At 60.3% G+C, this 22895-nt stretch carries 15 protein-coding genes; 7 read left to right on the forward strand and 8 right to left on the reverse strand.

From position 1 onward, the window contains the following. The 8 genes from AACY31_RS20615 to tssB form a co-directional block, all read right to left on the reverse strand. Nucleotides 1-430, reverse strand: a 430-nt coding sequence (locus AACY31_RS20615; RefSeq protein WP_339482848.1) for a contractile injection system protein, VgrG/Pvc8 family, incomplete at its 3' end; no start/stop codon positions are given. Continuing rightward, on the reverse strand, nucleotides 427-3078 hold the full coding sequence (tssH, locus tag AACY31_RS20620; protein WP_339492607.1) for a type VI secretion system ATPase TssH: 2652 nt from the start codon (nucleotides 3076-3078) through the stop codon (nucleotides 427-429). The genes tssH and AACY31_RS20615, both read right to left, overlap by 4 nt. 114 nt (nucleotides 3079-3192) lie before the next feature. After that, nucleotides 3193-3684, reverse strand: coding sequence for an Hcp family type VI secretion system effector (locus tag AACY31_RS20625; protein WP_339482844.1), 492 nt, complete (start codon nucleotides 3682-3684; stop codon nucleotides 3193-3195). Nucleotides 3685-3705: 21 nt separating this feature from the next. After that, the gene (locus tag AACY31_RS20630; RefSeq protein WP_339482843.1) at nucleotides 3706-5421 is read right to left on the reverse strand and encodes an OmpA family protein; all 1716 of its coding nucleotides are present in this window, start codon (nucleotides 5419-5421) and stop codon (nucleotides 3706-3708) included. Nucleotides 5422-5428: 7 nt separating this feature from the next. Further along, the gene (gene tssL / locus AACY31_RS20635) at nucleotides 5429-6112 is read right to left on the reverse strand and encodes a type VI secretion system protein TssL, short form (protein WP_339482842.1); all 684 of its coding nucleotides are present in this window, start codon (nucleotides 6110-6112) and stop codon (nucleotides 5429-5431) included. Next, entirely contained in the window at nucleotides 6109-7464 is a 1356-nt protein-coding gene (tssK, locus tag AACY31_RS20640; protein WP_339505038.1) for a type VI secretion system baseplate subunit TssK, read from the reverse strand. The genes tssL and tssK overlap by 4 nt, the downstream gene beginning before the upstream one ends. A gap of 23 nt (nucleotides 7465-7487) precedes the next feature. After that, nucleotides 7488-9023, reverse strand: coding sequence for a type VI secretion system contractile sheath large subunit (tssC, locus tag AACY31_RS20645; RefSeq protein WP_339492610.1), 1536 nt, complete (start codon nucleotides 9021-9023; stop codon nucleotides 7488-7490). Nucleotides 9024-9059: 36 nt separating this feature from the next. Next, a complete protein-coding gene (gene tssB / locus AACY31_RS20650) occupies nucleotides 9060-9563 on the reverse strand; it encodes a type VI secretion system contractile sheath small subunit (RefSeq protein ID WP_339482854.1) in 504 nt (167 codons plus the stop codon). Between the two features lie 1652 nt (nucleotides 9564-11215). On the opposite strand from tssB, the gene AACY31_RS20655 reads away from it, so the two are divergent. The 7 genes from AACY31_RS20655 to AACY31_RS20685 all read left to right on the forward strand — a co-directional run bounded on the left by AACY31_RS20655 (nucleotide 11216) and on the right by AACY31_RS20685 (nucleotide 22849). Then, on the forward strand, nucleotides 11216-11980 hold the full coding sequence (locus AACY31_RS20655) for a substrate-binding periplasmic protein (protein ID WP_339482852.1): 765 nt from the start codon (nucleotides 11216-11218) through the stop codon (nucleotides 11978-11980). 186 nt (nucleotides 11981-12166) lie between these two features. After that, the gene (gene mexE, locus AACY31_RS20660; RefSeq protein ID WP_339482838.1) at nucleotides 12167-13420 is read left to right on the forward strand and encodes a multidrug efflux RND transporter periplasmic adaptor subunit MexE; all 1254 of its coding nucleotides are present in this window, start codon (nucleotides 12167-12169) and stop codon (nucleotides 13418-13420) included. 15 nt (nucleotides 13421-13435) lie between these two features. After that, nucleotides 13436-16615: an efflux RND transporter permease subunit gene (locus tag AACY31_RS20665; RefSeq protein WP_339482837.1), complete on the forward strand. Its 3180-nt coding sequence runs from the start codon at nucleotides 13436-13438 to the stop codon at nucleotides 16613-16615. Continuing rightward, complete coding sequence (locus AACY31_RS20670) at nucleotides 16612-18036, forward strand: TolC family protein (RefSeq protein WP_339482835.1); 1425 nt, start codon at nucleotides 16612-16614, stop codon at nucleotides 18034-18036. The genes AACY31_RS20665 and AACY31_RS20670 overlap by 4 nt, the downstream gene beginning before the upstream one ends. Before the next feature lie 315 nt (nucleotides 18037-18351). Continuing rightward, nucleotides 18352-19410, forward strand: a complete 1059-nt coding sequence (locus tag AACY31_RS20675) for a tetratricopeptide repeat protein (protein WP_339482834.1) — start codon at nucleotides 18352-18354, stop codon at nucleotides 19408-19410. A 266-nt stretch (nucleotides 19411-19676) separates the two neighbouring features. Further along, on the forward strand, nucleotides 19677-21179 hold the full coding sequence (locus AACY31_RS20680; protein ID WP_339482833.1) for an ATPase domain-containing protein: 1503 nt from the start codon (nucleotides 19677-19679) through the stop codon (nucleotides 21177-21179). Further along, a complete protein-coding gene (locus tag AACY31_RS20685) occupies nucleotides 21176-22849 on the forward strand; it encodes an ATP-binding protein (protein ID WP_339482832.1) in 1674 nt (557 codons plus the stop codon). The genes AACY31_RS20680 and AACY31_RS20685 overlap by 4 nt, the downstream gene beginning before the upstream one ends. Nucleotides 22850-22895 lie beyond the last annotated feature (46 nt).

Raw genomic sequence — 22895 nt, forward strand, 5'->3', positions numbered from 1 at the left:
GGCGCGTGCGCAGGATGTGCTCGACGATCTCCGGCACCGACTGGTACTGGTAGATGCGGAACTGTTTGCCCCGGCCCAGCAGGGCGAAACGCGGTTGCAGGGTGATTTCGTAGCGGGCTTCGTCGTGGGAGCCGGACAGGCGCTTGAACTCGGTGACCGCACCGTGGAAGGTGCGCAGCGGCTTGATCACCGGGGGCTTGAAGCCCTTCGGTGTCGGCGGTGGCGGCATCGGGTACAGGCTGAAATGGGCGCTGTGGTTGAGCAGGTCGGTGGCCGCCAGGTCGCGCTCGGTGCAGGTGAATTCGATGCGGTAATGGTAGGGCCGGCTCAGGTGTTCTTCGCCGGCGAAGGCCAGGACGTCGAGGCGGGCCTTGAGGTTGTAGACGCTCAGGGTGTGGCGGCTGTGGTCGAAGAAGATGGGCATGTTCATTGCGCGGGCTCCATATCGACAGCCCCGGCAGCGTCTGCGGCATCGACGAAGCGCAGGGTAATCCCCTCCTCCTGGCAATGACCCAGGTGCACCACGCGGGTCCGCAACTGCGCTGCCCGACGTTGCAACAACTGTTGGCTCAGCACCGGCAGGATCTGTTCGTTAAGCAGGCTATCGATGTTGCGTGCACCGGTGTCGGGCAGCAGGCAGGCGGCGACCAGGGCCTGGTTGAGAGCGTCGTCGATCTCGCAGTGCAAGCCATAGTGGCGCTGCAACCGCTTGGCGACCTGCCCCAGCTTGATCGCGACGATGCGTTGCAGGGCATCCTCTTGCAGAGGGCGGTAGATGAGGGTCTGGAAGCGGGCCAGGAGAGCCGGCTGAAAATGTTCACGCAGGATCGGTCGCATCAGGTCATGCAGCACGCTGTCCGGCGCGTCGGGTTGCGCCTGCAAGCAGGCCTGCAATGGCTCGCTGCCCAGGTTGGAGGTCATGAGGATGACGGTGTTGCGAAAGTCGATCTCGCGCCCTTCCCCATCGCGAATGAAGCCGCGATCGAAGACTTGGTAGAACAGATTGAGAACGTCGCGGTGGGCTTTTTCCACTTCGTCGAGCAGCACGACACTGTAGGGCCGCTGGCGCACGGCTTCGGTCAGCACGCCGCCCTGCCCATAGCCGACGTAACCGGGCGGCGAGCCCTTGAGCTGGCTGACGGTGTGGGCTTCCTGGTACTCGGAAAGGTTGAGGGTGATAAGGGATTTTTCGCCACCGAACAGGCTGTCGGCCAGGGCCAGGGCGGTTTCGGTCTTGCCGACCCCGCTGCTGCCCACCAACAGGAAAACACCCAAGGGCCCCTTGTCATCGGTGAGCCCGGCCTTGGCCGCACGCAGGCGCTGGGCCATTGCATTAAGTGCGGGGGCCTGGCCGATCACGCGCTCGGCCAATTGCTGTTCCAGCTCCAGCAGGTTGGCTTGTTCGTCCTTGAGTAGGCTGCCCAGCGGTACGCCAGTCCAATCGGCAATTACCTCAGCCACGCTGCGCGCGTCGACATCCAGGGACAACAGAGGTCGATTGCCTTGGATTGCATCCAGCTGTCGTTGCAACTGCCCACACGTTTGCTGCTGCGATACTCCAGCCTCGCGCGCATCAAGCAGTTTCTGGGACAAATCGAGCACCTGCATGTATTCGCGCACCAGCTCAACTCGCTGATGTTCCAACTCAGTGTGTTGCGCCGCGATTTGCGCCAGGCGTTCCGTATCAACGTTGCCGCTAAGGCCCTGGTCTACTTCCAGCGCTTGACGCTCCAGTTCCAGGGCAACTTTGCGCGCCTTGACACGAACCAGCGCCTGCGGTTCGCAGTCCACACTCATGCGCACCCGTGCGCTGGCCGTGTCCAGCAGGTCAACCGCCTTGTCCGGCAATTGGCGACCGGTGAGGTAGCGCCGCGACAGGCTGACGGCGGCCTGCACCGCCGCATCCTGGATGTGCACGCCATGATGGCTGGCGTAGCGCGCCTTGAGGCCGCGCAACATCAGGCAGGCGCTGGCGTCGTCCGGTTCGTCGACCTTGACCTTCTGGAAACGCCGCTCCAATGCCGCATCGCGTTCGAAGTATTGCTTGTACTCACTCCAGGTGGTGGCGGCGATGGTGCGTAACTCGCCACGAGCCAAGGCCGGTTTGAGCAGGTTGGCCGCATCGGTGCCGCCCGCCTGGTTGCCGGCGCCGATCAGCGTATGGGCTTCATCGATGAACAGCAGGATCGGGTTTTCGGACTGCTGCACCGCGTCGATGATATTTTTCAGGCGCTGCTCGAACTCACCCTTGACCCCGGCTCCGGCTTGCAACAGCCCGAGGTCCAACGCACGCACGCTGACCGACTTGAGGCTGTCGGGCACGTCGCCCTGGGCGATGCGCAGCGCCAGGCCTTCGACCAGCGCGGTCTTACCCACGCCCGGCTCGCCGACCAGGATCGGGTTGTTCTTGCGTCGACGACTGAGGATGTCGATGACTTGGCGTATTTCATCGTCGCGACCGAACACCGGATCGATCTGCCCTTCCTGCGCCTGGGCGGTCAGGTCCTGGGTGAATCTGTCCAGCAGCACCTGCCGTGCATCGGGTTTCGCACTACCGGGAACGGCGATGATGGGCTCGTTCATCGCAACATGTTCTTGTACCTCCGGGCGTTCTTCGGAAGTTTGATCCAGCAAGACAAACAAGCGCTGCAATTGGGTCTCGCTGAGGCTCAGCAATGGCCAGGCCTCAGCGCAAACCAGCAGGCCGGGCGTGTCCATCAGCGCTCCCAACAGATGCGCGGAACGCAGCCGGTCGTAGTCGTCATCCAGCGAGGCGCGCAGCCAGGCATTCCTGATCAGCTCCTGCAACGGCTCCGACAGCTGCGGCTTGCCCTGTACGCTGCGCGGCAGGCTGTCGAGGTGGTTGAGCAGGTCGCACCAGAGCGCCTCCAGATCCCATTCGTAACGCCGAGCGATCACCGTCAGGTCACCCTCGCCCTGCCCCAGCAACTTGAGCAACCAGTGCTCGATGGTGATATGTCCATGGGCACGGCTTTGACACAGCGACGCCGCGTCACTCAATGCCTGGGCACAGTAGGGATTTAGACGACGAAGCAAACGAGTGGCGCTCTGTGCCATGAGGGGGCGTCCTTGTGTGGGTTTCAGTGTTGGTGCAAGCGAAGATTGAAAGCAGATGTGCTTGGCTGAGCGCCCGCGAACGGACGCTCAACCCAACACACCGACGTGGGCGTGTCAGGCGCTCTGGCGTTCGCTCCAGGCATCGGAATGAATGATGTTGCCGTCCTTGTAGGTCCAGGTGACCTTTTCGTAGCGCAACGCAACTTCTTCCAGATGGTTGTGCTTCTCTTTATCCGGATCCTTGATGTCATGCATTTTCGGCGCGACTTTCACCACCTTGACGTTTTCCAAGCGGGTGACGAAATACACGACTTCCTGCCCGGCATCGTTGATGCGGTACCACTTGAATTCGGCGCTCTCAAGGGTTTCCCCACTCGTCACTGCCTTGTAGAGGTAAGGCGTCGAAGCATCGATTTCCTTGGTAAACACAAACGGTGCGTGCATCCGCGCGCCGGTCAATTTGCCGGTGTTGCTATCCGTGGGGATCGCAAGGCTGTGTTCCTGGGCGAGCACCTCGATACTGCCCTCGCGGTCTTGCACATCCACCGACCCCTTGATGGGCTCGTTTGCATCCTTGTGCAGCCAGAGATAAATGGGAATTGCCATGGGAAGCTCCTGTTTCTGAGGTTAAGAGTCGCTTGATGCGACAGGGGGTTGCGTGTCTGGGCCTGCCGTGGGAAATGCACAGGCCCCCACTTCGGGTACCAGACGAATATCGACACGACGATTGGCGGCGCGCCCTGCCTCGGTGTCATTGCTGGCGATCGGGTAGCTCGCGCCGAACCCTTGCACGGCAAAGCAGCTGTCGGGGATGCCGCCCATGTGCTGCATCCAGTCATGCACGGCGGCTGCACGTGCACGGGACAACCGAAGGTTCTGCGACGCATCGCCGGTGGCATCGGTGTGCCCGGCAATCACGATCAGCCAGCCTGGTTGGGCCTTGATACCGACCAGCGCATCGATCAACACCTTGGTCGAGTTCGGTTTGAGTTGCGCACTGCCCGGACTGAACAGCGAGAGGCTGTCCAGGCGTACCGGGGTGGGTAATTGCAGGGGTATCGAAAGCGACCGCTCACGGTGATTGGCGAGCACCGCCCACAGCCGCGTACGCAAGCGTTCGCCGCGATACAGGCCCAGGCCTAGCGCCAACGGTTCACCGTTGCGGTAATAGGTGTCCAGTCGCTGGCCTGCTTGACGGAGCTCCCGCGCTGCGACTTCACGCCGGGCGATGGTCTGCCGATCACGTTGTTTCAATGCCGAAAGGGAGGTGTACCGTTGCAGATCGTCGCTGACCTGACGGACCAACAAGGTGTTTTGCCACGCAGAGTGAGCCAATGCGAGCACGCCGGTCAGCGCAAGCATCCACAACGCAACGACACTGGCGCGCTGTGTCTGAGAGCCTTGGCCGCGTCGTGGAATCACGTTCAATACAGGGTCCGGGAACGGCAGCTGTGCACCTGTCAATGCTTGTCTGTTGTCGTCCAGCGCTACCTTGTTGCGTAGCCATTGCTGCCACAAACTCCCCTCCACGAGCAGGGGTAACGCCGGTACTGGTTTGATCGCGCAAATCATTGCCGGCCCCACGGCATCATCGAACCACAAGTGTGGTAGGACCGCTTCATTCAGCCAGACGCTAACGCTGCGCAGTTGCACGACGGTGCATGTCCGCGCGGTTTGCACTGACGAATCAGCGGATTGCGACTGCCAATCGGCCACACTGACGCAGGCACCGGCATTACGAACCCGGGGACTGGACTGGCCGTTCGCCCAACAGAACCAGGGATCTTCGCTTTGCGATGTCGGTAGGTAGCTCAGCAGCACCAGCGGTAGCGCGCCGCCGTACTTTCTCGCTTGGGCGAACTGGTAGCGGAAGGTGCGCAAGTGGCCCGCCAGGACGCCGGCCTCGGCGTGCGCAGCCGGATTGACGATCAGCATCACACTGAGCTGACTGCCCCAATCCGGGCGCACGGCCAGGACGCTTTCGGTGAAGGCCGGTAGCTGTTCCACCCCCGGCACTCGTACGTAGCATCCCTGGTCGCTCACGCGCAGGGCCATTTGTTCCTCTGCAACGGTGCCGAACAAGCCCTCCAAGTCATCGCCACACACCAGTACGACCGGTCGACGAAATGAAGCCGCGGGCAAGGACATGCTCGCGGCCAGGTTCACCGATCCACGCCGACGCGCGGCGTGGCGACTGGACAGCACCCAGCCCAACCCAACACAGCACACCACGATCAGCATCGCGACGACGCGTACCCAAGTGGCAAGCGCAATGATGGCCAGTAGTGCGAGCGCAAGCATGCCCGCCCACAGCCAAAGAACTCGTTGCAGTTTGAGCGTCATGTGCGCCTCACGCTTGGTCGGGCAAAAGTGAGGCGATCACGCCGTTCAACAGATGGTCCATAGCCCACCAGACACCCGCGAACAACAGGACGACCGCCAGGGCATGTACCAAGGGTGAACGTAGCTGGCGCAAACGCTCGATCAGTTCGCTGCCGGCCACCTGGGTAGTCGGGCCAGGATTGAACGCCAGGGGCATAACTTGTGCGTTGAGGGCAGCCAGAATCTGCTCGCGCTCCGGATCGGCTATATCCTGGTAACGCCCCCGGAAACCAAGCGTCAATATCCGTTGAAACGCGGTCAACACTGCCTGATCCGGCGCGGCTTCGCGCAACACCTCCCGCATATCCTCGTAAAGAAACTCACCCGCCTGATGCCGATTGAAAAACCTGGCCTGCAACGGCTCCCTGGCCCAGTCGGTACGTTCAGTCCCTTGCGTGCAAGTCAGCACGGTCTCATCCAGCAATGCGCATTGGGCATGGTTGATGTGATCGACGCTACGCGGGCTCAACCCCGCCTGCTCGAGCCGTTGGCGAACCTGTTCGACCTGCGTCACACAAAGGTCTCCCAATGCCTCGCTATCGGGCACCGAAGCGCCTCGGCGCAACTCGACCACCAGCAGATAGGTGCCCTGCAACAGGTCATCGATGTCCACCGTCGTTGCGTTGTGTTTTTTCGAAGTGATCAGATTCATGTGCGCAGCACCGCAAACAGTTCAAGTTGTACATCCGCCAGCGTGCTGGGCACGTAGAAGGCGCAGGTCCCCATGGCTAACATCGCCTGTCCCTTGGGATGACCGAGGTCCAGGACGAAGTACTGGTTCTCCAGACGCAGAGGTATCGCCGCCGGCACATGGCTGAGCGGTTTCAGTGGCACGCCGTCGAGTGCGGCATTGATCAAAGCATCGACATCGTCCGGCGCACCGGCCTTGCACAGGCGAGGAAATTGATCCTGCAACTGCGCCGCCGGCGAATGGCTGCGAACCGACAGGTAGAAATCCGCACCACCAGGTTCACGCAGGCGCTCATCGTTGAGTGTCACCTCCCAGCGATTGACGCCCTTCTTCTCCAATACCAAGGCAATGACCCGCGACGGCAGACTGGCTTCCAGCAAAGTGGAGATGGTGCGTATCAGCGGTGCAAACACGGTTTCCAAGTGCGCATGCCGATAGGCGGGAATTTTGTCGATATCGTGTTCCAGCGAGAACGTCAGCAGGCTGCCGGCCAGTTTGATCAACTCCAAGTAGACCTGCTCGGGATGCCGCTGCGGGTACGCCTTGAGGTCCGTCAGCACCGGCTGGTAGGTATTCAAGGCATTGAGCAGCCAGAACAACGACACATCGGCCACGGCAAAATCGGCCATGCGCTGATTGCTTTCCCGACGCATGCTCATCAGTCGTTGCCGCTTGGCCGACAACTGCGTCAGCAGGTTATCCAGCTGGCCCAGGAGCCCCGGATGCGCGGCGAAACTGAGCAGCGGCGGCACGTAGGTCGAGTCGAGGCTCCACCCCTCCTGCCCCTCGCGCACCAGGCGCGCGAGGGGGCAAGTCAGGTAATCGCCGTTGTCGTCCTTATCCAGGCGTAGGCTCAGCACGTGCTCCAGTACGCCGATCGACTGCACTTCGTCTGCATAAAGATCCTGTACCGCTCGCCAGTCCTGGCGATAACGGGTCGGCCGATCAGCCCGGCCTTCCTGCAACAGGCAGTTGTTACCGTTGGCCTGCTCCAAGGGCAAAGCCAGCAGCACGAGCGTTTGCTGGATATCGTCAGGCAGCAGCCGCGCCAACTCCAGCCCTGGCGGCAAACGATCCACCCTTTCACTATCGAGCAGGGTTCCATCGGGCATGCGCACACTCAGCCGGGTTGCCTTGAGCTTGCCCAGGCGCAATGCGTCCAGGTCAAACGCAACAGCCTTCACCCCCCATGGGTGTGCCAAGGCCAGGTGAGCAAGCTGTTCGTTGGCCCAAGCTTCCCAGCGCGCCTGCTGCTGGAACTGTTGCGCAGACAACAAAGTCCCGGACGCCCACAAAGGACGATCGATTTTCATGGCATCGTTTCCTTGGGAGTGAGTCAGGCTTTTGCCTTGGGCATCTGCGAAACCAGTGACAAGTTGACGTCCATGCCCTCGACTTGAAAGTGCGGCACCGCGTACAACTTCACGCGGAAGAAACCGGGATTGTCTTCAATGTCTTCTACGGTCACTTTCGCGTCACGTAGCGGATGGGATGCCTGCAGGTCATCGCCCGGGTCGGTCATCTCGGTGACCAACCCGCCGATCCATTTATTGAGTTCCAACTCCAATAAACGACGGTCCTTGGTGGTGCCGATGTTTTCGCGCTGGATCAGTTTCAAATAATGGGCGATGCGCGAGAGCAGGAAGATATAAGGCAGGCGCGCGTTGATTCGGCTGTTGGCGGTGGCATCCGGGGTGTCGTACAAAGCTGGCTTCTGGGCGGAACTGGCGGAGAAGAAACACGCATAATCACGGTTCTTGTAATACGACAGCGGAATGAAACCGAGATTGGCGAATTCGAATTCGCGGGTTTCCGGAATCATCACCTCCGAAGGAATCTTCACCTGGTTACCGGTACCCAGGTCGTACAAATGGATCGGCAAGTCTGTAACCGCACCGCCGGACTGCGGCCCTCGAATCTGCACACACCAACCGTTCGCGATAAAGCTCTTGACCATGTTCGCAGCGAAGGCAAAAGACGCGTTGGTCCACAGGTACTTATCGTGGTCGGGGCCTTTGACGCTTTCGATATAGTTGAAGCTGCGCACGGGAATCGTATCCGGCCCATAGGGCAAACGACCCAGGACCCGAGGCATGACCAGGCCGATATAGCGCGCATCGTCACTGTCGCGAAATGCCTTCAACTTGATGTATTCGGCACGATCGAAGTAGTTACCGATGTCCTTGATGGCCGCCACTTCCTCCATGGATTTTTTGCCAAAGAAAGCCGGGCCCACCGAACCAATGAATGGCATGTGCGCCGCTGCCGACACTTTCGAGATGTTGCGCAGCAACGCGATGTCCTGTGGGCTGCGATCGAACTCGTAGTCGGAGATGGCTGCCGCAATCGGCTCTCCACCCGGCGTGTCGTATTCGCGAGTGTACGTGTGCAAATACAAACCGCTCTGCGCTATTTCCGGTGCATCTTCGAAGTCCCGCACCAGATCGTCCTTGCTGATATCCAGCAATTCTATGCGCACGTTCTGGCGAAAATCGGTCTGGTCGATCAATGACTTCACGCCACGCCAGGTTGATTCGACTCGTTGAAAGTCGGGGTGATGCATCACTACGTCGAGTTGGCGACTGATCTGCATGTCCAGCGAGGCGATATGCTCATCGAGCAGAACCTTGTCCAAACGCTCCACTTTTTGCGATGACTGTTTTAGCAATTTCAAGAACACGCTGACAGCGGCAGTGACCCGTTCATCAGTCGACGCCTCCGACAAGGCCTCGGCGTGCTGGAAAGTTTCGATATCTGCCAACTCTGCGACAGGGCTTAGATTGATCTTGCTGAAAAGCGCAGCGTAGACACCACTTTCTTCGGACAACACTGTAGCGCCGCGCGATTGCACGTTAGAACTTTCAACGGACATAGTTAATGTACTCTTCTGGGCTGCCGGCAATTTTAATTAACGAACGGTTTCTGGCGCCAACGCTGCCAACTCGGCTCGCAACTCATCGCTGAGCGCATCATCCTTGAGGATGCGCTCCAACTCGTGACGAAAGGTTACGTTATCCAACAAGTTAGATTTCAGGTCACGTAATAGATTGCGCATGGCCAGCAATGCGCGCAATTGAGGAATCTGCCGTGCTACCTGCTCCGGTTCGAAATCCTTCATACTTTGAAACTTCAACTCGACAGACACGTCGGAATCATCATCAGCCAGGGTATTATTCGCTCTAAGTTTCAGTCTTGGAGAAAACTCACCCAAGACGCTATCGAAGTTATTTCGGTTGATGTCGATTTTTTCTCGCTCCGACAACTGGCGATGCTCCTTGCCGTTGCTGTAGTCACCCATCACCATCAATTTCAGTGGCAACTCGACTTTTTTCTGCGCGCCTCCGGTGTGCAAGTCGAGTTTGATATTGACCCGCGCTTTGGGCACCTCATTTTGGAAACTGTTTGAAGCCATGTTTTTGCTCCTTGTTTTCAACGGCCATTGCCGCATCTGAAGACGGCTCATGTACCGTCTGCTTGATCTTGCTCCCGCTGCCGATATAACCCACTTGCCCGCTCGCCCTCCCCTGTAGCCAGCCACACCTCACTGACACTCAGCAAACGCGCGAGCTGCTCCACCCGCAATCGAGGTACGCCTCGTCTTTTCCAGTAGCACAAACATTGAGGAGTTATACGCAGTACCTCGGCAAAACCCGAGGCAGGGATGCCGTACTCCTTCAGCAGGCCACTCAATCGTTGTGCGCAAGCTCGCCGGGCGCTGGACTGCGGATTACTTTGTTTCCACCAAACATTGACCATCGTGATTGCCCTGCATCTTGCTCGTACATTCAGTGGTACTGACTGTAAGCAACGCAGCACAAAGCTGGATAGGTTTAACAAGGTGGTCGCCATCGAAAAAGGAACAACCCCACAATAAGCAAACGGGGGGCTTACAGAAAATTCCCACAACAGTGCTCACCCATACGAATGTATGGGCGAGCGCTCAAATATTTAGGAAACAAATTACAGACGCAAAGCCGGACACAATGAGTTCCGCTTTGCACGCTCATTCTGGGAACTGATAACAAAAGACAAAGTTCAAGATTTTTGGCGGTCGGATGATTTATACCGTCAGATAGACGCGACCAAGCATCGGGGTTTCGGACACCGCGTCGATGACATTTTTCAGACGCTGCTCGAATTCACCCTTGACCCCGGCAACGCCTTTCCACGCAGGACGGCGCCCCGAACACATCTCCTGCCCGCTCGCCCTCCCCTGTGGCCAGCCACACCTTACTGACACTCAGCAAACGCGCCAGTTGCTCTACCCGCAACCGAGGTATGCCTCGCGCACTCCAATTCGTCAGGCATTGAGGGTTGATACGCAGCACCTCGGCAAACGCCACGGGATAAATGCCGTATTCCTCCAGCATGCCTCTCAAACGTTGCCCGCAAGCCCGTCGGGCACCTGACCGCGAATTACATTGCTGTTGCTGTTCCCACCAAGCATCAATCATTGCTATTGCTTTTCATCCTGCCTGTTCGTTTAGCGGGCCAAATGTAAGGAACTCGGCGCAAAACCGGGTAGGTCCAAGTACTGGTCCATCTGAATAAAAGGAATGCCCCCACAAACAGACAGGAGAGGGATTACAGACTGCACCTACGAACAGGTGCGTGCGTGGCCGAATCCTCAGATCTGTAAGAACAGGATTACGCAGGGATGCTCATACAGATACGCCTGGCGACGTGGCGAGGGAGCCGGAGCTTGCTCGCGCTGGGCTCCGTAGGAGGTGGCGAAGCCTGCGATCTTTTGATCTTTCGCTGGGGACTCACGTGGCTGGGGAAAGATCGCAGCCTCTTTGCACTCGACAGCGCCTACACAGCGTTCAATCAACCGCCGTGATCCGGCGTCAACTTGCAAGACCCAAGGCTTTTGTCGACGGGATGATCTATACCTTCAGATACACGCAGTCAGGCCGATGCAACAGACGGGCCTGTCCAGATAAAACGGCTGTGGCGAATCCGCTTTTTGGGGGGCTGCATCACATAAAATCGGCCAACAACACGCTGTTTCCTGCGCCGCCCCGTAAAATGGCGCACCACTTTCCAATGCCTGAAGTATTGATCATGAGCCCGAGCAAGCGCGTTTTGAATGCCCCCACCAGAGCGCTATCCAGGCTTTGTCTGTTGTTACCGCTGCTGGTTGTCGATAACGCGTGCGGTGAACCCCTGACGATTGAACTGCACATTCTGGATGCGCCCCCGCTGACCTTTGTCAACGACCCCAGGGGCCACGGCATCGTTGGCGATGTCGCCGTGGCAGCCATGGCCAAAGCCGGGTATGTGATGAAAATCCATGTACTGCCCTGGGCCAGGTCGCAGAAACACGTGAGCGAGGAGCATGACCACCTGATCGCTCCCCTGTCGCGCATACCGGAACGTGAAGAACGCTTCACCTGGATCGCCTCGATCATGCCCATGGAGCGGGCCTTCTTCAGCCTCGACCGGAAAGTGAGCAGCTTTGCCCAAGCAAAAGAAACCTACCACAAGATTGGTGTCGGCCTGGGCAGTGCGCAGGAACAGATCCTGCGCAGCGAAGGGTTCAGCGAAAGGCAGATCCATACGCTGGCCATTGGCGACAACCCCGCCCAGATGCTTTTAATGGGACGCATCGATGCCTGGTTCAACGGCGTCCCAGAGAGTCGATATATCTGGCCGAGGGTGTCCAAGCGCAAACTGCTCATGAGCCCGGTCGGCAGCCATGCCGATCTCTACCTGGCCTGTTCCAAGCAATGCTCGCCCCAAATGGTGGAGGACTTGCGCGATGCCATTGACGCACTTCGCAAGGATGGTTCAATCAAGCGCATCCATGACGTCTACTTGCCCGAATAGCTGTTCCCTGGAGACCCGCCGACCATCAACTACATTGATAGCCCCCTAACAAGATCCCCGCAATAGAGGCCTTGTCGATGGCTTATATCATTCTGAATGATAGTTACCTTTGCTTCATTCGATTCGTTCCTCTGCCTTGCGCCACGCATCATCCGCCCATTCTCAATACATTGGCGGATGGTATCCATGGAACATTCACTTTCAAAACTGCGTTTTCCCCTCGCGCTGCTGGCGGTGCTGGTGGTGAGCGCCTGCGGCAAGACTCCCGACTCGACAGCCTCGATGCCGCCGGCCAAAGTCAGTGTGGCCAAGGTACTGGAACAGCCGGTCAACGAATGGGATGAATTCACCGGACGCCTTGAGGCGCCGGAAACCGTCGAGATCCGCCCACGGGTTTCCGGGCAGATCGACAAAGTGGCCTTCACCGAAGGTTCGCTGGTCAAGAAAGGCGATCTGTTGTTCCAGATCGACCCACGCCCCTTCCAGGCTGAAGTACGTCGTCTCGACGCCCAACTGGCTCAAGCCCGCGCCACCGCCACCCGCAGCAAGAACGAAGCCCAGCGTGGTGAACGTCTGCGCTTGAGCAACGCCATTTCCGCCGAGCTGGCCGACTCGCGCACCAGCGCCGCCCAGGAAGCCCGCGCCGCTGCCGCGGCTATCCAGGCACAATTGGACCTGGCCAAGCTGAACCTGAGCTTCACCCGGGTGACCTCGCCCATCAGCGGTCGCGTCAGCCGAGCGGACATCACCGCCGGCAACCTGGTGACCGCTGACGTCACCCCGCTCACCAGCGTGGTCTCCACCGACAAGGTCTATGCCTACTTCGATGCCGACGAAGGTGTCTTCCTCAAGTACACCCAACTTGCCCGCCAGGGCCAGCGCGGCCAAGCCACGCCGGTCTACATGGGCCTGTCCAACGAAGACGGCAACCCGCACCAGGGCCACATGAACTTCGTTGACAACCAGGTCAACCCGCAGACCGGCACCATCCGTGGTCGCGCCGTGTTCGACAACAAGGACGGCGCCTACACCCCAGGCCTTTATGCCCGCCTGAAGCTGGTGGGCAGCGGTACTTACGCCGCCGTGCTGATCAACGACGAAGCCGTCGGCACCGACCTGGGCAAGAAATTCGTGCTGGTGATGGATGCCGAGAACAAGCCGGCCTACCGCGCCGTCGAGCTGGGTCCGAAGATCGAAGGCCTGCGCATCGTGCGCAGCGGCCTGAGCAAAGACGACACCATCATCGTCAAGGGGCTGCAACGGGCTCGCCCCGGTTCGCCGGTCACGCCTGAAACCGTGCCGATGGCCAGTGAAGAAACCATCGCCGCCCTGGCCCAACAACGTAAAGCGCTCGAAGCCAGCAACCTGCCCCAAGTCGCGCCATCCAAGAACGCGTCAGAGTCGGCAGGCAATTTGGCCGCTGCGACCCCACGCGGTTAAGGGACTGAATCCAAGATGAAATTTTCCCAGTTCTTCATTTCGCGGCCGATCTTCGCAGCAGTGCTTTCGCTGCTGATCCTGATCGCCGGCGCCATCTCGCTGTTCCAATTGCCAATCAGCGAATACCCGGAAGTCGTGCCGCCGACCGTGGTCGTGCGCGCCAATTTCCCGGGCGCCAACCCCAAGGTCATCGGCGAGACCGTGGCCGCGCCCCTGGAGCAAGCCATCACCGGCGTCGAGAACATGTTGTACATGTCTTCGCAGTCCACCGCTGACGGCAAGATCACCCTGACCATCACCTTCGCCCTGGGCACCGACCTGGACAACGCCCAGGTGCAGGTGCAAAACCGCGTCACCCGGACCGAGCCCAAGCTGCCGGAAGAAGTGACCCGGATCGGCATCACGGTGGACAAGGCATCGCCCGACCTGACCATGGTCGTGCACTTGACCTCGCCGGACAAACGCTACGACATGCTCTACCTGTCCAACTACGCCCTGCTCAACATCAAGGATGAGCTGGCGCGCCTGGGTGGCGTGGGTGATGTGCAGCTGTTCGGCATGGGCGACTACTCCCTGCGGGTCTGGCTGGATCCGAACAAGACCGCTTCGCGCAACCTGACCGCCACCGACGTGGTCACGGCGATCCGTGAACAGAACCGCCAGGTGGCTGCCGGTGCCCTGGGTGCGCCGCCAGCACCCAATGCCCAGGCTTTCCAGCTGTCGATCAACACCCAGGGTCGCCTGGTGAATGAGGAAGAGTTCGAGAACATCATCATTCGTTCCGGCGCCAACGGCGAGATCACTCGCCTGAAGGACATCGCCCGGGTCGAACTGGGTTCCAGCCAATACGCCCTGCGTTCGCTGCTGGACAACCAGCCGGCCGTAGCGATCCCGATCTTCCAGCGTCCGGGCTCCAACGCCATCCAGATCTCCAACGACGTCCGCGAGAAGATGGATGAGTTGAAGAAGGGCTTCCCGGCCGGGATGGACTACAGCATCGTCTATGACCCGACGATCTTCGTCCGGGGCTCCATCGAGGCCGTGGTGCATACCCTGTTCGAAGCCCTGATTCTCGTGGTGCTGGTGGTGATCCTGTTTCTGCAGACCTGGCGCGCCTCGATCATTCCATTGGTGGCGGTACCGGTATCGCTGATCGGTACGTTCGCGGTGATGCACCTGTTTGGCTTCTCGTTGAACGCCCTCTCGCTGTTCGGCCTGGTACTGGCGATCGGTATCGTGGTGGATGACGCCATCGTGGTAGTGGAGAACGTCGAGCGTAACATCGGCCTCGGACTGACCCCGGTGGAAGCGACCAAGCGGGCCATGGGCGAAGTGACCGGGCCGATCATCGCCACCGCCCTGGTGCTGTGCGCGGTGTTCGTCCCGGCAGCGTTCATCAGTGGCTTGACCGGGCAGTTCTATAAGCAGTTCGCCCTGACCATTGCCATCTCCACGGTGATTTCGGCAGTCAACTCCCTGACCCTGTCGCCGGCCCTGGCCGCCGTATTGCTCAAGGGCCATGACGCGCCCAAGGACCGTTTCTCCAAGTTCCTCGACAAGCTCTTCGGTGGCTGGCTGTTCCGGCCGTTCAACCGCTTCTTCGAGCGTGCCAGCCACGGGTACGTGGGCACCGTCGCCCGGGTGATTCGTAGCAGCGGCATCGCCTTGGTCCTCTACGCGGGCCTGATGGTGTTGACCTTCTTCGGTTTCTCCAACACCCCCACCGGTTTCGTGCCCGGCCAGGACAAGCAATACCTGGTGGCCTTCGCCCAGTTGCCGGACGCCGCGAGCCTGGATCGTACCGAAGACGTGATCAAGCGCATGTCGGACCTGGCCCTCAAGCAACCGGGCGTTGAAAGCGCCGTGGCCTTCCCGGGCCTGTCGATCAACGGCTTCACCAACAGCCCGAACGCCGGCATCGTGTTCGTGACCCTCAAGCCCTTCGACGAGCGCAAGGACTCGAGCATGTCGGCCGGCGCCATCGCCGGTGCCTTGAACGGCCAGTACTCGGAGATCCAGGAAGCCTACATGGCGATCTTCCCGCCGCCGCCAGTACAGGGCCTGGGTACGATCGGTGGTTTCCGCCTGCAAATCGAAGACCGGGGCAACCTGGGCTACGACGAGCTGTACAAAGAAACCATGAACATCATCAACAAAAGCCACAACGTGCCGGAACTGGCCGGGTTGTTCACCAGCTACACCGTGAACGTACCCCAGGTCGATGCTGCCATCGATCGTGAAAAAGCCAAGACCCATGGCGTGGCTGTCAGCGACATCTTCGACACCCTGCAGATCTACCTGGGTTCGTTGTATGCCAACGACTTCAACCGCTTCGGCCGTACCTACCAGGTCAACGTCCAGGCCGAGCAGCAATTCCGTCTCGAGCCGGACCAGATCGGCCAGCTCAAGGTGCGTAACAACCGTGGTGAGATGATCCCGCTGGCGACCTTCATCAAGGTCAGCGATACCTCGGGGCCAGACCGCGTGATGCACTACAACGGTTTCATCACCGCTGAAATCAACGGTGCCGCCGCCCCGGGCTACAGTTCCGGCCAGGCTGAAAAAGCCATCGAGAAACTGCTCAGGGACGAACTGCCCAACGGCATGACGTACGAATGGACCGACCTGACGTACCAGCAGATTCTCTCGGGCAACACCGCGCTGTTCGTGTTCCCGCTCTGTGTACTGCTGGCGTTCCTGGTGCTCGCGGCACAGTACGAAAGCTGGAGCCTGCCATTGGCGGTGATCCTGATCGTGCCGATGACCCTGCTGTCGGCGATTACCGGGGTGATCCTCTCCGGCGGCGACAACAACATCTTTACCCAGATCGGCTTGATCGTACTGGTGGGGCTTGCCTGCAAGAACGCGATCCTGATCGTCGAGTTCGCCAAGGACAAACAGCTCGAAGGCATGAACCCGTTGGCGGCGGTCCTCGAAGCGTGCCGCCTGCGTCTGCGGCCGATCCTGATGACCTCCTTCGCCTTCATCATGGGCGTGGTGCCTCTGGTGTTCTCCAGCGGCGCCGGTGCCGAAATGCGCCATGCCATGGGTGTGGCGGTGTTCTCCGGGATGCTCGGCGTGACCTTCTTCGGTCTGCTGCTCACCCCCGTCTTCTATGTACTGATTCGCAACTTCGTCGAACGCAGCGAGGCACGCAAGGCGGCCCGGGCTTTGAAACTGGAGGCGCAACAATGAGTCTGAAAGCGTTCGTGCCGAGCTTGCTGGTGCTGGCCTTGAGTGCCTGCGCCGTGGGCCCGGACTACAAGGCCCCGCAAACGGAGGCGGCGAATATCACCACCGCCACCGACGGCGCCGCCGGCCAGAAGAATTTCGACCGCGCCCGGTTCGAAGGCATCTGGTGGCAGCAGTTCGACGACCCGACCCTTAACTCACTGGTGACCCGATCCCTGGAGGGCAACCGCGAGTTGCGCGTGGCTTTCGCCCGCTTGCGGGCCGCCCGGGCGATTCGCGATGACGCCAGCAATGACGCCATGCCGACCATTACCAGCCGCGCCAGCAGCGAACTGGGCAAAGGCCAGAATCCGATGGGGCAAACTGACGACCGGATCAACTCCGAGCGTTACGACCTGGGCCTGGACATGGCCTGGGAGCTGGACTTGTTCGGGCGTATCCGGCGCAACCTGGAAGCCACCGATGCCGATCAGCAGGCCGTCGAAGCCGACCTCTATCAGTTGCAAGTGACAATGATCGCCGAACTGGTGGACGCCTACGGTCAATTGCGCGGTGCGCAGCTGCGGGAAAAGATCGCCCTGGCGAACCTCAAGAACCAGCAGGATTCGCGCAAGATCACCGAAAGCCTGCGTGATGCCGGCGTCGGCGATCAGCTCGATGTGGTGCGTGCCGATGCACGACTGGCCTCGGTGGAAGCCAGCGTGCCGCAGCTGCAGGCCGAACAGGTGCGTCAACGTAATCGCATCGCCACGTTGCTGGGCGAACGCCCGGACAAGCTCAGCGTGGACCTGAGCCCGAAACAGTTGCCAGCCATCGCCAAGGCCCTGTCCATCGGCGACCCGGGCGAACTGCTGCAACGGCGCCCGGACATTCTCAGTGCCGAGCGCCAACTGGCCGCTGCCACGGCGCGCATCGGCGTGGCCAAGGCCGATCTGTTCCCACGGGTCAGCCTGAGCGGGTTCCTGGGCTTCACGGCTGGACGCGGTTCGCAGATCGGCTCCTCGGCGGCCAACGCCTGGGCGCTGGGCCCGAGCATTACCTGGGCCGCTTTCGACCTGGGCAGCGTGCGGGCTCGCTTGCGCGGTGCCGGCGCTGAGGCGGACGGCGCCCTGGCGACCTACGAACAGCAAGTGCTGCTGGCCCTGGAAGAATCGGAAAACGCCTTCAGCGACTACGGCAAGCGCCAACAACGGCTGATCTCGCTGATCCGCCAGAGTGAATCGAGCCGCGCCGCCGCTGACCTGGCAGAGATTCGCTACCGCGAAGGCACCGTGGACTTCCTCGTGCTGCTCGACGCCCAGCGCGAACGCCTGGCAGCCGAAGACACCCAGGCCCAGGCCGAAGTGGACCTGTACCGCGGCATCGTCGCGATCTACAAGACCCTGGGCGGCGGCTGGAAACCGGAAACCGTTGCCAGCAACTGATCTCCCCTGCTCAACCGAGCTCCTTTGGTTGGCCGCAACCAACCAAATTTTTGCCCCGCGTCTCATTTGGACGCGGGGCTTTTTTTCGGCTAAAGGGTGCTGAGGAAGACCCCGTGGGAGCAAAGCTTGCTCGCGATAACGGTGTGTCAGATGCGTTGATGCTAAATGTGCCGCCCTCATCGCGGGCAAGCCTTGCTCCCACATTGACTTGGGCAAGCTTACCCAAGGCGCCTCAGAGGCTTCACAAGGTTTGACTCAAGCCCCCACCTGACCGAAGCTTGCGACATTTCACGCTCCTGGTTATGGATTACCTGCATGTCTTCGTCTCGCCGCCGCTATCTGCTCCTCAGCCTTTGTGTCCTGTTGGTGATTGGTTTTGTCGCGGTGTGGCTACGCAGCACCACGCCGCAGATCCCCGACGCGATCAAGCGTGGCTACAGTGAAGCCTTGGGAAGCGCCCGCAACGGGCAGCCAGGGGCGGCGCGGATGCTTTACCAGCAATTGGGGCGTCCGGACCTTTCGCCCAAGCGTCGTGTGTGGCTGCACGCCGAACTGCCCAACTATCCCAGCCCCCAAGCCCTGAAGCTGGCGGATGCGGACCTGCACAGCAAATCACCGGACGTGCGGCGGGCCGCCATCGGCAGTGTCGTCGGGCTGGTGCCGACAGGCCAGCGCAGCCTGTTGCTCGGCCCGCTCCTGGAGGATGATGACCAGAACGTCCGGTTCGCCGCCGTGAACGCGCTGCTGGGCTTGTCGCCGGATGACCTCGGCTTGTATTTCGGGGCGATGCAGTCAGCCATCGACACCTGGAAACAGGTGCTCGAGGACGGTCCGAAAACCGCTGAGACCCACTACCAGCTCGCCCGACTGCACCTGCACAACGCCGAACTGAAGAAAGCCCAGCGGGCCCTAGAACAAGCCTTGAGCCTGCAACCGGACAACCTGCCGGCGCTGGTCATGCAGATCAAGGTGCTGGACAAACAGGGCCAAAGCGAAGCCGCACGATTATTGCTCGCCCGACAGCTAAAAACCCAGCCAGCGTCGGCTTATCTGCAACACGCGCTGGGCATGTGGCTGCTGCAACACGGCCAGAACGAGTATGCAGTGCTCGGCTTGGCAAAAGCTGTGGAACTGGAGCCCGAGAACCGCCATTACCGCTTTGACCTGGCGACCACCCTGCATGCCGAGCAGGAAGTGGAGGCGGCGCAGAAACAGTTGCAGGAAATCGTCCAGCGCTATCCCGCCGACCGCAAGGCGCGGGTGCTGCTGATCAACTATTGGAAGGAGACCGGCCAGCTGCAGAATGTTCAAATCCTGCTGGCGCAACTTGAACAGTTGAACCCCGACGACCCGGCGCTGCAACAGGGTCTGTAGGCGCTGCCGAAGGCTCGGGCCGCGTTCGGGTGATCGTTTGATCTAGAGCGTTCGAGTGTTCGCTTGTCATTCAATTGGCTTGGTAAAGATCGCAGCCTCGCTTCGCTCGACAGCTCCTACACAGCGCCTACCAAAGTTGTGCAGTACTCCTCGTTTTATCGATGTAAGCGGAACCGCCATCACCGCCAAAGGTCAAGTGTTCAGGCAGTTGAATTCAGGCGTGACCCCGCCTGCTGCCCACTTCCCTAGTCATGAGAGGGCTTTTTTTGTCTACATCTAACGAGTTGATCAGTGCAAAAGCCGCCACCGGCATCGAAGGGCTGGACAATGTCCTTTCCGGTGGTTTGTCCCGCGGCCATGTGTTCCTGCTTGAGGGGGAACCGGGGACTGGTAAGACCACGGTCGCGCTGCATTTTCTGTTGGCCGGCGCCCAGGCTGGCGAGCGCTCGTTGTACATCACGCTATCGGAAACCGAGCGTGAACTGCGTCAGGGCGCAACCTCCCACGGGTGGACGCTGGACGACAACATTCATATTTTCGAACTGACCCCACCCGAAAGCCTGCTCAATGCCGAGCACCAGCAGAGCCTGCTGTACTCCTCGGACCTAGAGCTGGGCGAAGCAACCCGACAGATCTTCGAAGTGGTCGAACGGGTCAAGCCGACCCGAGTCGTGCTCGACAGCCTGTCGGAGATTCGCCTGCTGGCACAAAGCTCCTTGCGCTACCGTCGCCAGATCCTCGCGATCAAGCACTATTTCGTGCGTTACGACGCCACAGTCCTGTTGCTCGACGACCTGACCACCGAGTCCCTCGACAAGACTGTCCACAGTGTTGCCCACGGGGTGATACGCCTGGAGGAACTGACCCCCGACTATGGCGCCGAACGACGCCGGATCCGGGTGGTCAAGTATCGCGGACAGAAATACCGTGGCGGTTACCATGACTTCACCATCATGGGCGATGGCGTACACGTCTTCCCACGCCTGGTGGCCGCCGAACACCGTGGTCAGTACCTGCGCCAGCAACTCTCCAGCGGCATCGGCGAAATGGACGCTCTGCTCGGCGGTGGTATCGAGACCGGTTCCAGCACGTTGATCCTGGGTCCGGCGGGGACTGGCAAATCACTGATAGCGCTGATTTTTGCCGCAGCCGCCGTGCATCGCGGCGAAAAAGCCGCGCTGTTCATCTTCGACGAAGAACTGGGCTTGTTGTTCGAACGCATGAAAAACATCGGCATCGACCTGCAAGCCCTGCAAGAGACCGGCAACCTGCTGATCGAGCAAGTGGACGCTGCCGAGCTGTCCCCTGGCGAGTTCTCCCACCGCGTACGCCGTTGTGTCGATGAGGGCGACATCAAGACCGTGGTCATCGACAGCATCAATGGCTATCAAGCGGCCATGCCGGAAGAGAACGCCCTGGTGCTGCACATGCACGAATTGTTGCTCTATCTCAACCGCAAGGGCGCGGCGACCTTCATGACGGTTGCACAGCACGGTCTGGTCGGTGACATGCAGGCGCCCGTGGACATTACTTACCTGGCTGACACGGTGATTCTGTTGCGTTATTTCGAAGCACTGGGCAAGGTCCGGCGGGCGATTTCCATTATCAAGAAACGTACGGGCAGCCATGAATCGACCATCCGCGAATACCGCATCAGCGGCCAGGGCATGACCATTGGCGAACCGCTGGAGGCATTCCAGGGCGTATTGCGTGGCGTGCCGACCTACATGGGAGCGGACCACCCGCTGCTCAAGGATGATCTCCAGTGACCTTGACCGAGCCCCTATCAGAGCGAGCATTGATCCTCGCGCCGCTGGGACGGGACAGCCAGATCGCCTTGATGATCCTCAATGAAGCCGGTTTCACCGGTCTCATTTGCCGTCATCTGGGGCATTTGTGCGAAGAACTGGAAAATGGTGCCGGCCTGCTGGTGATTTCATCGGAAGCGCTGCTGGGGCCCAATCTGGAAACGTTGTTCCTGCACATCGAGCAGCAGCCGGCCTGGTCTGACCTGCCCATTGTCTTGCTGACCCATCACGGCGGCCCGGAACAGAACCCGGCGGCGCGCCTGGGTACGCAACTGGGCAACGTGACCTTCCTTGAGCGCCCTTTCCACCCTGTGACCCTGATCAGCCTGGTGACCACCGCCCTGCGAGGCCGTCGAAGGCAGTACGAAGCCCGCGACCGCCTGATCGACCTCAGCAACAGCGAACAGCGCCTGCAAACCACCCTTGAAACCCTCGAGCAACAGGTGGAAGAGCGCACTGCCCAGTTGCGCCATAACGAAGAAGCACTGCGCCAGTCGCAGAAAATGGAAGCGGTTGGCCAACTCACCGGCGGTATCGCCCACGACTTCAACAACATGCTCACCGGGATCATTGGCAGTCTCGAACTGCTGCGCCGGCGCCTGGCGCGGGGCCGCACCGAGGATCTGGACAGCCTGATCGACCTGGGCGTGACCTCGGCCAACCGCGCGGCCGGCCTCACCCACCGCCTGCTGGCGTTTTCCCGTCGCCAATCGCTGGACTCCAAAGCCGTCCAGATGAACACGCTGGTGCTGTCCATGGGCGAGTTGCTGCAACGCAGCCTCAACGAAAGCATCCGCCTGGACATGCAACTGGACGAGCAGCTCTGGGTCGCCGAAGCTGACCCCAACCAACTGGAAAGCGCCCTGCTCAACTTGGTCCTCAATGCCCGGGATGCCATGCCCAACGGCGGGACCCTGGTGGTACAGACCTGCAATCGGCACCTGGACGCCGATTTTACCGACGCCTCTACCCACCTGCAGCCCGGCGACTATGTGGTGCTGAGCGTGCAGGACAGTGGTTGCGGCATGCCCGAAGCGATCATCGGTCGTGCGTTCGATCCGTTCTTCACCACCAAGCCCATCGGCCAGGGCACAGGGCTGGGCCTGTCGATGATCTATGGCTTCAGCAAGCAATCGCACGGCCATGTGACCATCGACAGCGAAGTCGACAAAGGCACCACCGTAACCCTTTACCTACCACGCTTTGTCGGTGAAGAAACACACGAACCCCCGATCTTCCCCCCCCACACGCCCTATGCGCAGGACGGCGAGACCGTGCTGATCGTCGAGGACGATCCGGCGGTGCGGGTGCTGGTAAGCGCGGTGCTGAGCGAACTGGGCTATACCTTTGTGGAGGTGGGGGACGCCAACGGCGCGGTACCGATCCTCCAATCAGACCAACGCATCGACCTGCTGATCAGCGACGTAGGCCTGCCCGGCATGAATGGCCGGCAACTGGCAGAAATTGGCCGGCAGATCCGTCCGGACCTGCGGGTGCTGTTCATCACCGGTTATGCGGAACATGCCGCTGTACGCGGCGGTTTCCTTGACCCGGGGATGCAGATGATCACCAAGCCGTTCACCTTTGATTTGTTGACAGCCAAGGTCCGGGAGATGATCCGGAACCCTTGATTTCGTGGGAGCAAAGGCCTTGCCCTATCCAGACCATGCGTCTTGA

This window comes from Pseudomonas sp. RL_105y_Pfl2_101 (assembly GCF_963970585.1).
GTDB lineage: Bacteria > Pseudomonadota > Gammaproteobacteria > Pseudomonadales > Pseudomonadaceae > Aquipseudomonas.